This is a genomic window from Acinetobacter bereziniae LMG 1003 = CIP 70.12, assembly GCF_000368925.1.
Taxonomy (GTDB): Bacteria; Pseudomonadota; Gammaproteobacteria; order Pseudomonadales; family Moraxellaceae; genus Acinetobacter; species Acinetobacter bereziniae.
The window spans coordinates 1,755,730-1,769,846 of record NZ_KB849756.1 but is presented as its reverse complement, the minus strand read 5'-3'; the positions used below and the strand labels follow the sequence as shown (position 1 = coordinate 1,769,846).

At 37.9% G+C, this 14,117-nt stretch carries 11 protein-coding genes and 5 tRNA genes; 7 read left to right on the top strand and 9 right to left on the bottom strand.

Translation table 11 applies throughout. The features are described from left to right. Window positions 1-110: 110 nt before the first annotated feature. Window positions 111-890: an AraC family transcriptional regulator gene (locus tag F938_RS18155; protein ID WP_005034115.1), complete on the bottom strand. Its 780-nt coding sequence runs from the start codon at window positions 888-890 to the stop codon at window positions 111-113. A gap of 162 nt (window positions 891-1,052) precedes the next feature. Between F938_RS18155 and F938_RS18150 the strand changes: the two genes are divergently transcribed. After that, window positions 1,053-1,973 carry a DMT family transporter gene (locus F938_RS18150; protein ID WP_005034113.1) on the top strand — a complete coding sequence of 307 codons (921 nt, stop codon included), beginning with the start codon at window positions 1,053-1,055 and terminating at the stop codon, window positions 1,971-1,973. 67 nt (window positions 1,974-2,040) lie between these two features. On the opposite strand, the gene F938_RS18145 is transcribed toward F938_RS18150, so the two are convergent. From F938_RS18145 to rnr, 6 genes are all read right to left on the bottom strand, one after another. Then, a complete protein-coding gene (locus F938_RS18145; RefSeq protein WP_005034111.1) occupies window positions 2,041-2,475 on the bottom strand; it encodes a hypothetical protein in 435 nt (144 codons plus the stop codon). A 15-nt stretch (window positions 2,476-2,490) separates the two neighbouring features. After that, complete coding sequence (locus F938_RS18140; protein WP_171064900.1) at window positions 2,491-2,700, bottom strand: YheV family putative zinc ribbon protein; 210 nt, start codon at window positions 2,698-2,700, stop codon at window positions 2,491-2,493. A 54-nt stretch (window positions 2,701-2,754) separates the two neighbouring features. Next, window positions 2,755-4,782 (bottom strand): M3 family metallopeptidase, encoded by a 2,028-nt coding sequence (locus tag F938_RS18135; RefSeq protein WP_005034109.1) that lies wholly within the window; start codon window positions 4,780-4,782, stop codon window positions 2,755-2,757. A 92-nt stretch (window positions 4,783-4,874) separates the two neighbouring features. Continuing rightward, window positions 4,875-5,501, bottom strand: a complete 627-nt coding sequence (locus F938_RS18130; protein WP_005034106.1) for a hypothetical protein — start codon at window positions 5,499-5,501, stop codon at window positions 4,875-4,877. Window positions 5,502-5,580: 79 nt separating this feature from the next. Beyond that, complete coding sequence (locus F938_RS18125) at window positions 5,581-6,144, bottom strand: hypothetical protein (RefSeq protein WP_005034104.1); 564 nt, start codon at window positions 6,142-6,144, stop codon at window positions 5,581-5,583. A 65-nt stretch (window positions 6,145-6,209) separates the two neighbouring features. Continuing rightward, window positions 6,210-8,654 (bottom strand): ribonuclease R, encoded by a 2,445-nt coding sequence (gene rnr, locus F938_RS18120; RefSeq protein WP_026040254.1) that lies wholly within the window; start codon window positions 8,652-8,654, stop codon window positions 6,210-6,212. 264 nt (window positions 8,655-8,918) lie between these two features. Between rnr and F938_RS18115 the strand changes: the two genes are divergently transcribed. The 5 genes from F938_RS18115 (at window position 8,919) to F938_RS18095 (ending at window position 9,490) form a co-directional block, all read left to right on the top strand. Continuing rightward, window positions 8,919-9,008, top strand: a tRNA-Ser gene (locus tag F938_RS18115). Between the two features lie 15 nt (window positions 9,009-9,023). Next, window positions 9,024-9,100, top strand: a tRNA-Arg gene (locus tag F938_RS18110). A 53-nt stretch (window positions 9,101-9,153) separates the two neighbouring features. Beyond that, window positions 9,154-9,230 (top strand) — tRNA-Arg (locus tag F938_RS18105). Between the two features lie 53 nt (window positions 9,231-9,283). Continuing rightward, window positions 9,284-9,360, top strand: a tRNA-Arg gene (locus F938_RS18100). Window positions 9,361-9,413: 53 nt separating this feature from the next. Continuing rightward, window positions 9,414-9,490, top strand: a tRNA-Arg gene (locus F938_RS18095). A gap of 754 nt (window positions 9,491-10,244) precedes the next feature. Here the strand turns inward: F938_RS18095 and F938_RS18090 are convergent. Together F938_RS18090 and F938_RS18085 are read right to left on the bottom strand one after the other, a co-directional pair. After that, complete coding sequence (locus F938_RS18090; protein WP_005034098.1) at window positions 10,245-11,309, bottom strand: phage portal protein; 1,065 nt, start codon at window positions 11,307-11,309, stop codon at window positions 10,245-10,247. Next, window positions 11,306-13,075 carry a terminase large subunit domain-containing protein gene (locus F938_RS18085; RefSeq protein WP_034715510.1) on the bottom strand — a complete coding sequence of 590 codons (1,770 nt, stop codon included), beginning with the start codon at window positions 13,073-13,075 and terminating at the stop codon, window positions 11,306-11,308. The genes F938_RS18090 and F938_RS18085 overlap by 4 nt, the downstream gene beginning before the upstream one ends. Before the next feature lie 182 nt (window positions 13,076-13,257). Here F938_RS18085 and F938_RS18080 point away from each other — a divergent pair, with 182 nt between their 5' ends. Next, window positions 13,258-14,100: a GPO family capsid scaffolding protein gene (locus F938_RS18080; RefSeq protein ID WP_005034094.1), complete on the top strand. Its 843-nt coding sequence runs from the start codon at window positions 13,258-13,260 to the stop codon at window positions 14,098-14,100. The last annotated feature ends 17 nt before the right edge of the window (window positions 14,101-14,117 follow it).

Sequence of the window (14,117 nt, the reverse complement as noted above, 5' to 3'; positions counted from 1 at the left end):
AAATTACAGCTTTTAAGTGCTGATATATTTGAGCAAAAAAGTTAAAGCGAACATTTATAAATAGCTGTAGTCGATATGTCGATGATTGTGCTAAAACTTGATGACCGTGTTTAGAGTGAGTCAGACTGAAATTGTTGAATATATTCACTGGGCGTTAAACTGGTCTCTCGTTTAAACATGGCACTAAAAGCACTTGCACTGTCATAACCTAAATCTAAAGCAACATTGAAAATTGACTTATTCATTGCGAGATCAATCATTGCTTGCATCAAGCGGGCTTGGCGAACCCAATGACTAAAATGCATTTGGGTTTCTTTTTGAAAATGTCGTGTAAGGGTTTTGGGGCTGATATGCAAAAGTGCTGCGGCATGTGCTAAGCTCCAATCCTGAGCCAGATCATTTTTAATAGCAACGCAGAGTTTTTGCAGTTTAATATTTTGCGGTTCGGGCAAATTAAAAGGCAGTACATTTAGTAGAGCCACTTCATCTAAAATCAACTCAAGTAATCGCTGCTCTCGACTGTGTGGCTGAATTGGGCTTTGAATCTGCATGGCATGACGAATCAACTCTTTGAGCAGGGGAGAAATACTCACGACACGACAATGATTCACCAATTGATCACGTGCATCAGGCTCGATAAATACGCCATAGGCTTGTACATCACCACTGATGTGTAAGGCATGAAGCTGATAGGCAGGAATCCATACACCACGTCCAGGAGGTGTAACCCAAGTTCCCTCTGTGGTTTGTACTCGAATTACACCCGTAAGCGTATGAATGAGCTGAACTCGATCATGGCTGTGCCAATCTTCTACATGACCGTGACTATAGTTTTCTGTAAATGCATATACAGGATAATCTAAAAATCCATGATCGTAATTATTGCCCAACGACCTACCCCCATATTTGAATGTTTGGTTTTATTTTCAACATGACCCTGTGCCTATCATAAATAAAATGTCCTTTTCTCGATAATTTTTATCATTTTGTCGTACAAGCCCGAAATCAATATTTTTTAACATGATTGCTTCTTTCTGTATAGGCAGAAGCTTATGTTCCAAAAAGCATATTTCTATCCCTTGTTTGCCATTTTGTTTTGGGCTGGAAATGTCATTGTGTCCAAAATGGCGAGTCATGCGATTTCACCGATAGCGATTACATTTTATCGATTGGTCTTTGCATTGGCTGTGATGAGTACTTTTGTTCTGATTCCGACATGGAAAAATCGTAAAGTCATTGCTCAATACTGGAAGCACTTGGCTTTAGGTGGCTTTCTATCAGTCTCATTATTTCAGTTTTTATCTTATCAGGCTGCTGCTACCACGACTGCAACCAATATGTCGATTGTCACAGCGCTGATTCCCTTATTGACAATTATTTTAAGTACTTGGATTTTAAAAGATCAGATGAGTTATGGTTTGGTGATCGGGGGCTTATTATCTTTTTATGGTATTTTGTACTTATTGAGTCATGGACATATTGCTCAGGTGTTTACTCAACGTATGCATCTTGGTGATGCCTTGATGCTTATTGCATCAATCGGTTATGCGCTATATGGTGTTCTGTTAAAGCGTTGGAAAATGCCGATCCCTGCTTGGCAAGCAAATTTTGTGATGTCTACTTTTGCAATCCTATATGTTTTACCTTTTTCCATTTTTTTACCTGCTTCTCAAATGCAGTTGAATCAACACACCATTCCTTTAATTTTATATGCCAGCATTTTCTCGTCTATTTTGTTGTCTTATTTATGGATTGAGGGGGTAAGGCATTTAGGACCGAATAAGAATAGTATTTTTATGAATTTATTGCCGATTTTTACTGCTTTAATTGCAGTGGCGTTGCTCGGAGAACAGCTGCAAGTTTTCCATTTGGTTGGTGGTGGTCTGACATTGTGTGGAATTTTATTGGCACAAATGATGCAAAAACCGATTCAATGGGGCAAACGAAATAAACAGTCACTCGACTCACTTTAAATGTATTTTATTGACCATAAAAAAGCCTAAACAGTGTGTTTGTTTAGGTTTTTATGAATCCACCGCTTTATTGCTTTTGAGTAGCAAGTTGTTGTTCTAATATTTTAATTTGCTCTTCTTTCAACTTAATCAATTGATCTGCATCCGCATGTTGAGAGGTGAGGTTCTGCTGTTGATCATCCAATTGTTTTTGAATGTCTTCTAACTTGGCAACTTCCTCTTTTGCCAAACTGGCATTCTCTGGGACTTTATCTTTTAAAATCGTTTCATTGACTAATTCCACATTGGCTGCAGAAGCGCTTTGCTCAGCGGGCTGTGCGGTAACTGGAGCAGTTTCTGGTACTTTTTTGGTAGGTGCAGTTTGATGAATTTGCTCATTATTTTGTGCCGTTTCAGATGAATGATTCAACCAGAAAAAACCTGCAATTAATAAAATAACCGCTATTAAGCCACCTGCAATGATCCACATTAATTTTGAATTATTTCTTTCTTCTACATACATTTTATAAGATCCAATTTATTTTGAAGAGCGAGGCTTGAATTGAATCACCCCAATTTCATCAGGTATGGCTGGCTCTTCAGGCGCATCTACATGAGTAGGGCGATTTTCAGAGTAACCACACTCGATGCATTCAATCCATTCAGCATCGCCTTGGGTGAGCATTACAATACGATCCATCGCTTCACATTTCGGACATTTTGCACCAGCAATGAAACGACGTTTAATATTCATACACCCACCACACTTTAAACAATTTTGACCGTTAGTTTAAGCGTTTTTTTAGCTATTAGTCCAACCTTGATGACGCAATAATGCATCTATTTTTGGCTCACGACCACGGAAATTGATAAATGCGTCAAGTGCTGTATCTTTTCCGCCAACTGCAAGAATTGCCTTACGAAATTCTTGACCAGTCTGGGTGTTAAAAACACCTTCATTTTCAAAACGGTCAAAAGCATCACTGGCTAAAACTTCAGCCCATTTGTAGGAATAATAGCCTGCAGCATAACCTCCTGCAAAAATATGACTGAACCCATTTTGGAAACGGTTATAAGGTGCAGTCGCTAACACTGCATATTTATGTCGAATATCATCTAAAGTCGCTTGGATCTGTTCTGCATTCAGTGCAGGAGTGAGCTTGTGAATGGTTAAGTCAAATAAAGCAAATTCGATTTGACGTAACGTTTGCATACCTGATTGGAAGAAACGTGCATCCAACAATGCTTTAAGCAGGTGATCGGGCAGTGTATCTTTAGATTCGATATGTTCACTGATTAAAGCTAAACTTTCACGGTCCCAAGTCCAAAACTCCATAAATTGACTTGGTAATTCAACTGCATCCCAAGCCACACCGTGTGTTCCTGCAACTGCGATATTATCCACTTCGGTTAACATGTGATGTAAGCCATGACCAAACTCATGGAATAAGGTATTCACTTCATCATGTGTTAATAACGCAGGTTGATTACCTACAGGAGGGGTGAAATTTCCAACCATATAGCAAATTGGTTTTTGTAAACCTGTTTCGGTTTGCATACGTGACCGGAAGCCACTCATCCATGCACCACCACGTTTACCATTGCGGGCATAAAGGTCAAAATAGAATCCACCTATTACAGTCCCTTGATCTTCTAGCTCATAGTAGTGTGCATCTTTATGCCAAAGTGGAGCTTCACGCTCAATCACTTGGATACCATACAAGCGTTTTACAATATTGAATAAGCCTTGAATGACTTTAGGTGCAGGAAAGTAAGGTTTTAAATCTTCTTGAGAAAGATTGAACTGTTGAACTTTAAGTTTCTCAGAATAATAGGTACTGTCCCAGGCTTTCAGTTCATCGATACCATCTTGTTGGGCGATGGCTTTGAGTTCATCAACTTCTTTTAATGCTGGAGTGCGCGCATGTTCTGCTAAATCCACAAGAAATTGATCTACAGTGGCAACATCGGGTGCCATTTTTGATGCAAGTGAATATTCAGCATAATTGTCAAAACCTAAAAGCTTTGCCATTTCCTGACGTAAGCTCAGGATTTCAACCATGACCGGCGCATTGTCAAACTGTGTGTCAATTGCTTGATCAGATGCACGTGTTACGTAGGCATGGTAAAGCTCTTCACGTAAAGCCCGATCATCAGCATAGGTCATGATCGCCAAATAGGATGGAATATCTAAAGTAGCAACAGGTTGGTCTAACTCACGTTGCTGTCCATATTGTTTGAGCAATTCGATGCTACTTTGCGGTAAACCTTTTAACTGTTCTGTCGTTAAAACTTTACTATATGCTTGGGTCGAGTCTAAAACATGATTTGAAAAGTCTGACGAGAGTTGTGATAGACGTGCTGAAATTTCAGCATAGCGTTTTTTGGCTTGACCTTCTAAAGCGACACCTGAAAGCTTAAAGTCTCGAAGCGCGAGTTTAATTGCACTCTGTTGAGCTGCTGATAAGTCAGCAAAAATTGAGTTGTCATAGACATTTTGATAAGTCTGGAACAAAGCAACATGTTGACCAAGCTGAGTGTAGTATTCGCTGAGGCTTGGTAATAAGGCTTGATACACTTCGCGTGTTTCGGCATTGTTCATGACCGCATTGAGGTGTGACAAAATTCCCCAAGATTCACTCATATTGTTTTCAAGTGTATCTACCGTTTCAATCACGGTAAGTTGTTGCTGAATCGTTTCAGGAACTTGAGTCAATTCATTTAAAAAGTTTTGACCATTTTGAATGGCTTGTTCAATATTGTGTTGAAGTTGATCTAGGGTGATTTGATCAAATTGGGGGATAGGCAAAGTTGCCTTTTCTAATGTCATATGCTTTATGCCATATCAATTCTAAAGTTATAGATAGATGTAGGGCTTTTAAGTGGCGAAATCAAGGTATAACAATAAAATTAACACAGTGCTTAGTCTAACTGTTTGGTTTTGATGTTGTATTCAAAAGGTACAGAAAACGGTCCAGCATCGAAACTAATGCCTAAAATATCTTTGTTCAGATAAAAACCATCTGCTTTTTTTAGATCAATGATCTTTCGATCTTCTGCATAGTCTCGATATAGATATTGCAGATCTGCGCTGTCACAAGTCTCAGCGATTGCTGATTTTTGTTGCTCAATACATGGATCAAGTTGTTTGGCAATTTCACTTGAAATTTGGCTTGCGGACAATTGATATTTTTTGAGTAATTGTGGCAAAGTCACGAATTGTTTCTTTTTTAAATCGATCACATAGTATTTTTCACGATAATAACTTCGACCACCTTCAATCTCTAAATGGATATGAATACTTAAATAATCGTGATTTTGATAAACCTGCTCTGAACTAAAATCAATTCGAGATGTTTCATCTGCTAAAAGTTCTTGCTGGATCTGTTGATTGATTTTTTCAAAGCCTTTGCCTTGGATAAAAGGAATAGTTCCTGAAAAGTTTGTGTATTTTGAAGGAATCGTTTGAGTTTTAAAGGTGATGGTTTCAGCAGAAGCTACACAGCTGAGTAACAGTGTTGCAAGTGACATGGTGGTTTTAATTTTCATAACTTTGCTTCTTGGGCTATTCTTATTTAATAATTATAGAGTAAACGCATATTGAACATTTCAATTTTAACGAATGGAATCATCCGTGACTAAATACTTTAATGTGAGTAATTAAAGAGCCTAATGGTGACTCAACGACAATAAGTTGAGTCGGAATTTCTTGCTGATCCTTAAATTTGTTATAGAAATCTTCTGAAATGCAGAGATTTAGAAATTCATTAGAATGATCATTGATACCCAATTGATAATTACACGTGAAAAAATTACGGCGATTTGATTTATAAATGGTATGTGTTTGAACATTTATCAGTTTCTGTTCTCCCAAAAGTGAGGTATATGCTATAGGAACAATTCCAGAAACTTGGCAATCAATAAAAAAGAAAATAAGTAGGGGTAACCATAATAAATTAAAAGCTTTTTCTGGATCATAAATTATATTTAAAGGATCAATTTGTTTGATATTTTTTCTAAAAACATAAATTAAAATTGTAGCAATTATCGTGAGTACTGCACAAAGCACCAATAATGCAATATCTAACTTAGGGTTAAGTAAAAAGCTTGCATTTGATTTAACCCAGATCGCACTGACGAGCATATAAATATAGATCAAACAAACAATAGATTTTATATTTTTATTTTGCATATTTTGAATGATAAAGTGACTCAATTAATCAAAAGAAGCCTTACAAAGTAAGGCTTCCTAAAAAATTATTCATCTTTTGCTTTCGCATTCGACTTTTTCTTTTTTACCTTTTTCTTCACTTTATCTTTAGTCTTTGTTTCAGACTTTGTTGAAGTACTTTTTCCAGATTTTTTACTGTAAGAGCTGGGTTTTCCTTTGGCTTTTTTCTTTCGAATGGGGCGTTCTCCATCTTCACTGACATTTGAACGATCAGATTCAGATTTAGCTTTGTTTGGACGCTCAGAGAAAACTTCTTCTTTTGCTGTTGGTTTTGCAACACGTGGAGCACGACTGCGAATCGCACGACCTGCATGAGACAGTTGTTGCAACAACTCAAAATCAATCTTACGCTCATCCAGATTGACGCCAGCAACCTTAATCTTCACCTCATCACCTAGACCAAAAACTTGTCCACGATTTTGTCCAATTAAAGTTTGGCTCATTTGATCGTAAACAAAATAATCATCGCCTAGCTGGCTGACATGCACCATACCATCGACATACAAGTCTTTTAAGGTGATGAATAATCCAAACTCAGCCGTTGCGCTGATTACACCAACAAACTCTTCACCCAAATGCTGTTGCATATAGTGACATTTCAACCATGAGGTGACAGAACGAGAAGCTTCATCTGCACGACGTTCAGTTGCAGAGAAATGTTCACCTGCATCTTCTAACGCCGCACCTGAAAGTGGATACTTTTTGTTGGTTAAACTGGCTTTAATCGCACGATGTAAGAGCAGGTCAGGGTAGCGACGAATTGGTGAGGTAAAATGAGTATATGCTTCATAAGCCAAACCATAGTGACCTACATTTTTTGGTCCATAATAAGCTTGCATCATTGAACGTAACAACACTGCATGGATACTTGGCGCATCAATACGATCTTTGGTCGCTTCAATAACAGCTTGATAGTCCGCCTGTGTCGGCTGATCAGGAAATTTAAGACCAAGTAACTTGACGAAGTCTTTGACTTTCTGAATTCGAGAAAACTCTGGTGCCTCATGTACGCGGTATAACATTGGTACATCATTTTTTAGACAATATTCTGCTGCGGCAACGTTGGCGAGCAACATACATTCTTCAATCAGTTTGTGTGCAACATTTCGAGTGCGCGGTAAAATCTCTTTAATTCCACCTAATTCATCAAAGGTCATATACGTTTCAACGGTTTCAAATTCCATTGCATGACGCTGTGCACGTAAACCTTTTAATGTTTCATATAATTGGTAAAGTGTATTGACAGATTTACGCACATCACGATCTTCAGGAATCGAATTGCTGTCGCCATCTAAGTATTGTGCAACTTGAGTGTATGTCAATCTTGCTTTTGAATGCATCACCGATGGGTAGAATTCAAATTTGGTTACACGACCTGCACGGCTGAGATTTAAATCACAGACCATACATAAACGGTCAACATGTGGATTTAAAGAACATAATCCATTTGATAACGCTTCAGGCAACATGGGCAATACATAATGAGGGAAATACACGGATGTACCGCGCTCTTGTGCTTCATCATCTAAAGGTTGACCGATTCGCACATAATGGCTGACATCGGCAATAGCCACGACTACACGATAACCACCACCTGCACGCTTTTCAGCATAAACGGCATCATCAAAATCACGAGCATCTTCACCATCAATGGTGACTAGTGGCAAATCACGTAAATCTATACGCCCTTGTCGATCTTTTGCTGAAGGTTCTTTATAAGCTTCAGCCTCTTTGATGACTTCTTCTGGGAATTCATAAGGTAAACCATATTCTAAAATGGTTTGTGGGATGATAATTTCAGTATCTGCTTTATCCGCCATGGACTGAATCACATGACCTGTGGCAAATTCGTCCCGTGTAGGATAATCATCAATTTCTACACGTAAAGCATCACCCACTTTGGCTTTGGCATGCTCAATGAGTTCTTTTTCTAAGGTAATGGGTTGATGTGCATTAGGATTGGCAGGTTGTATAAAGTACTCACCATCAAATTCTGCAACTTTACCAATCAATTGCTTCACTCGGCGTTGAGTCACTTCGGTGATATATCCCCAAGCTTTACCTTTACGGTCTACAGAGGTTTGCTGAACTTTTACTCGGTCACCATGAAAGACTTGGCGTAATTCACGCTCAGGTAGCAAGTATTCATCTTTTTTACCATCCAGACTGGCAACCCCTAAGCCTTTTGCATTGACATAAACTGTGGCATCAAGGGTCGGTTGATCTGCCATGAGTTGATATTTAAAACCATCTTTCATCAACTGACCATCACGTACCATTGCACTTAAACGATGGCTTAAAGCATCTATACTTTTTTGATCGACAATTTCAAACAGTTCTACAAGATCGGCATGTGACAATGCTTCTTGTTTTTGCTCAATGATTTCTAAGATCAGCGTACGACTTGGAATGGGATTGTCGTAACGCTCAGCTTCAGCTTTGGCTTCAGGATCGACCCAATTTTTCATGATGTATTTGGTTTCTAGTCAGAAGATAGGATTAGCATAAGACATACCGTGCAATACTGCACGTAATTGATTGCAATATTGTGTTTTTAATTTGGTTTTTTTAGAAATTGGGCATGTTTTTTAAGATGATGAATATTTTGCAGCATAAAAAAACAACAAAATGATGAAAAACGCTTAAAAAGTATTTAATTGAGTAAATTTCTCTATTTTTTTTAATATCATCACTTGCCGAATCGGGTTTAACTTTGTATTATGGCGGCTCGTTACGGTGAGATGGGTGAGTGGCTGAAACCACATCCCTGCTAAGGATGCATACGGGTAACTGTATCGAGGGTTCGAATCCCTCTCTCACCGCCAACGAATACTTATGATGCGCTCATAGCTCAGCTGGATAGAGCACTTGGCTACGAACTAAGGGGTCGGGAGTTCGAATCTCTCTGAGCGCACCAACTAACTAAGTATTTGAAAAGTAACGAAGCCTTAACATAGGCACACAAGTATTGCGCTCATAGCTCAGCTGGATAGAGCACTTGGCTACGAACTAAGGGGTCGGGAGTTCGAATCTCTCTGAGCGCACCAACTAACTAAGTATTTGAAAAGTAACGAAGCCTTAACATAGGCACACAAGTATTGCGCTCATAGCTCAGCTGGATAGAGCACTTGGCTACGAACTAAGGGGTCGGGAGTTCGAATCTCTCTGAGCGCACCAACTAACTAAGTATTTGAAAAGTAACGAAGCCTTAACATAGGCACACAAGTATTGCGCTCATAGCTCAGCTGGATAGAGCACTTGGCTACGAACTAAGGGGTCGGGAGTTCGAATCTCTCTGAGCGCACCAACTTGATGAATATACATTTTTAATACCCAATCTATTCCCATTCTCAAAAATTGATTTGTTTAAAATATAAACATAATCGATTTATTCTTTATTTTGAAAAAACCTTTACGGTCTATAAAATTTTAAGTAATAAAGTAATTTTCTTAATTTAATTATTAATATTCAATATTTTATGTGTTTTTTCAAAAGTAATATTTAAGTAATAAACAAGTAATTTAATACTGTATAAATTTGTGATTTATCTTTAATACATGCATTAATAAAATCAAACACTTATAAAATATTACTTCAAAAATTACAAAAAATTACTTAAAAAAGTAATAAATATTTCATTTTAATTTCAACAGCTTACTTATATAAATTACTTTATTACCTCAAATTATTGCTAGGTCATCCAAAAGACTCAATTTTTAACCTTTTACAATGTTCTCGGTATCCTCAATGTTCGTAAGATTTTGCGGTGAAATATTTGTCTGCTTGTCAGAAATGCAAATGCATAATTTGCAGTGAAATGCAGTATTTGAAAAATTCAAAAAGACTTGAAACACTCTAATAACAATAAACCTTTGGCTATTTTCTCGTTTAGCTTGTTGCTGTAGTAAAACTGACCTATTTAGAGTGTGCAGGTGGGGTGGGGCAACTGCGCGGCTGCGCCTGTGTAAGTCACATAAATGACAATGATTCTCAATAACTTGGGTTTTTCAATAAATACAAAAAAAGCCTGCATTTCGCAGGCTTTATTCATAAATGATGGTTACTTTGTAGTTATCAGCTCAAACTCTTTAAACTTAATGACTTCATCACCAACCAATTCATTGAGCTGAAGCATCTTAGCTTTCAATGGTCCACCTTCATTAAAATTATATGCTTCCGATGCGGATTTGATATCACCAAAGCCACCAGCATTTGATGGAATGATCCCCAAAAGCTGTGGGTAAACTCGCATAGATGCAAGCATGTCATCACGACTGGTTCCTTTGATGCTAACAAAATCATCCTTTGCAGCAATCTCAGATGTGGGAATGACTTGAATACCATCCTTCTTGCCATTTGGGCTGTAATAGAACAGGTTGCGAAAGTTCCCAGGTCCTTTACTTTCTTTCAGTGCTGTTCTAAGTGCAGTAATGTCATTCGGATTTGAAGCTGGGTCATTCACATAAAGAATAAATCCTGTATGAGATCCATTGTTATAATATTTACGACGAAATAATGTTGCCGAATCATTCAGCCACGCGCTTTGTAATGCTGATAAATATTCAGGTACGCCATAAATTTCTTGATCAATATCTGTTTCACGGACATGAAACACTCGATCATTCATAAATTCATGTTCAACATAACCATTATGATCATTGGACAAATAAAAAAATTGACCAGGTAAATCACCAACTCGTGTGTATTTCGACAAAGCAGCTTTAAGCTGAATGCGGTTATTCAAACGTGATCGAATATCTTCCAAGTAAAAGTTACCACTCCATAAAATATCTAAAGCGATTTGATCAAAATCTTTTTTACTCAAATGTGGATGTGGAATAAATAAATTCGATAAATAATTCTTCTTAAAATTGATCGCACTACTTAAATATGGTGTGCCTTTTACTGTTTTTGATAAACCATGTAAGTTGGCTTGTGGTTCATACCAACGGCCATTGAACCAACATTCCATATAATTTGATAAATCATGGCCATCAGTTATTGGTATTGCATCTCCAAATGTAAATGCCTCAGTTCTAGGATTTGAATGCATTGGTCTATTAGGATGAGGTCGTAAATCCAGCACATTGTTTAAAATGCTTTTTGCAATAGAAAATGGTTTCATGAATAAATCTCGATCATTGAAGAATTGGTTTCTGTAATACCTGCGAGTGGTTCGTTATAAATTGCATGCATGAGTGCCCACGCGAGATCCGCATGACCAACATCATCCGAACGCCCAGCTGTAAACGTGATTTGTTTTTGTGAAGCAGTTAGTGTTTTTTTAATGCTCATTAATGACTGAGTTAAATCTTTGTTGCCTGAGTCATACTCAAGACGACCATTTCTGACGACATCCAATGTTTTATAAACAAGATTAGATTTAACTTCTGGCGAATAATTAAATGTGGTCAATGCAGGGAAAAACTGGCGTACAAGTTCTGCAACACCATAGCCCATACCAGTAGTATCAATTCCGATATAAACCACGTTATAACGTAGGGTTATATTTTTGATATGTTCTGCTTGTTGTGCAAAATCATCGCCTTTGAATTGATGACACTCCAGAACTCGGAACTTTCCACCAGGAACAAGAGGAGGGGCAACAACAACTAAACCTGCATTATCACCTGTTCGTGCAGGATCATAGCCGACCCACACTGGTCTATTTGCAAAAGCTCTTGCATGATGTGGTTTAAAATCATTCCAAACTTCAAATGTATCCACCATGCAACATTGCAACATGCTAAGCGGAAACATGGACTGCCCATCATCGACAAATTTACACATGAACAAGTTTTGAAAATCGTCAGGCGCATATTCAAATTTGAGTCGTTCAATGTTAAATAGATCACATCCGCCTGCCTTTGCATCTTCTACAGTGACAATCTGACGCCACATCAAATCTTCACAAACACGCCCATCTTTTAAAGCATCATGACTAACATCAATTTTTAATTGCTGGTCTTTAGTCCGACCTTTATTGAAACGAGTACCTGTCCAAAATTCATAGGCTTCATGTGTGATTGTTGAAGGTGTTGAAAAATATGTTTTTCTCCATGTCTCATGTGTTGCCATTGCTGAAGCAACTTTTTCAAGTTCAGCAAAACCATGAGTCCAGAAAATTTCATCAAAATACAAATTTCCATGATGACCTTGAGCCGTTCTATAGTTGGTACCTAAAAACCGAAGTTCGGCACCATTAGATAGAACTATCGGATCTCCTGTGAGTTCAACACCGCAGATTTCTTCTGCATAAGTTCGAATGTAATGTTTAAAAATATGTGCTTGGGCTTTAGAAGCTGACAAGAAAATTTGATTTCGACCTGTTTTTAGTGCGTCGATTAGTGCTTCAAATGCAAAATAATATGTTGCACCGATCTGACGACTTTTTAGGATCATTCTAGAACGCTGATCCATTGCACGGTACCAAGTCCACTGGTACTCAAACAGCCGTTCTTCAAATGCCAAAACCATCTGTTCGATTTGTTCTTCATCAAAATGGTTCGGTACTTTTTTACGAGAAGCAGTATTTCGACGTTGAATATTGGGATTGAGATCCGCTTCTGATCCATCCAAGCGGTATTTTTCAATACGTGCAAATTCCTTGTATTGACGCATCAAAAAATCAATTTCTTTCAGATCACCTGAGGTCTTTTTATTTTTTAAAATGAGTTGCATCAAACGTACAGTCAGCGCACATTCAACACGGTTTTCAGGTTTTTCCTTTTCCCATTCGTCACGTGTTTTCCATGCCTGAACTGTCCGTTCTTTTTCTTCCAGTACTTCTGCAATATCGACAATTTTCCAACCAAGCCAATAAAGGAATTTTCCTTTCAGCTTGTTGTCCATAATCAAGTGCAGATTTGCGATGGGGGATAAGTCATTCATGCCAATAACATTTGCTTTTTCGCAAACATTGGCAGTCATGCCTTTATATATCAGTCTTATTCAGTTGTAGTGGTGCGGTTTACAACTCAAACAAATTGCGAATGCATCCCTATTTTCACCATTCTGCATCTATTCAAAAACGTGATTTTTATCCGTCCCTTTTTTTATGAATAGGTTTGCAAATGAGCAAAGAAGATAAGAAATATAAATCCAAGTGGACCCGTATTGCTGTGGCAGGGGATACCACTGATGGTCGTGAAATTAAATCCGAATGGATTGTCCAAATGGCTCAAAATTACGATCCAAATACTTATGGTGCTCGCATCAACATGGAACATTTTCGTTCAGTATTTCCAGATGGCGTATTTGGTGCATATGGCGATGTTTTGGCACTGAAAACTGAAAAAATCACCATTGATGGTGAAGAAAAAGATGCATTGTTTGCTCAAATCGAACCAACACAAAGTCTGATTGATCTCAACCAAAAAAGACAAAAAGTTTATACATCAATTGAAGTGGATGAAAATTTTGCCAATAAAGGTTCTGCTTATTTAGTTGGTTTAGCAGTAACTGATAGCCCAGCATCTTTGGGAACTGAAATGTTAGCCTTTGCTGCAGGTGCGACAGTCAATCCATTGGCAAGTAAAAAACAACGTCCTGAAAATCTCTTTACTGCTGCTGTTGAAACAGACTTCGAATTCGAAGAGGTTCAAGAGTCGCAATCGTTTTCCGCAGGCTTAGTAAAAAAAGTAAAAGACCTGTTTTCAAAACAACAAAAATCAGAACAGAAGTCTGCGGAATCTTTTTCTGAGCAAGAACAAGCGATTCTAGAAATTGCAACTGAAACAGCGAACCAAGGTCAAGCCGTTACTGATTTGGACAAAAAATACAGCACCTTGAACACAGCACATGAGCAGCTGCAAAAAGATTTCAATGAATTGAAAACCAAGTTAGATGGCGAGTCAGATCAACAACAGCGTCCAACTTCAGGAAATTCAAAATTCACTGAAACCGTCGATTGCTAGTCAAATAAATAAGAATA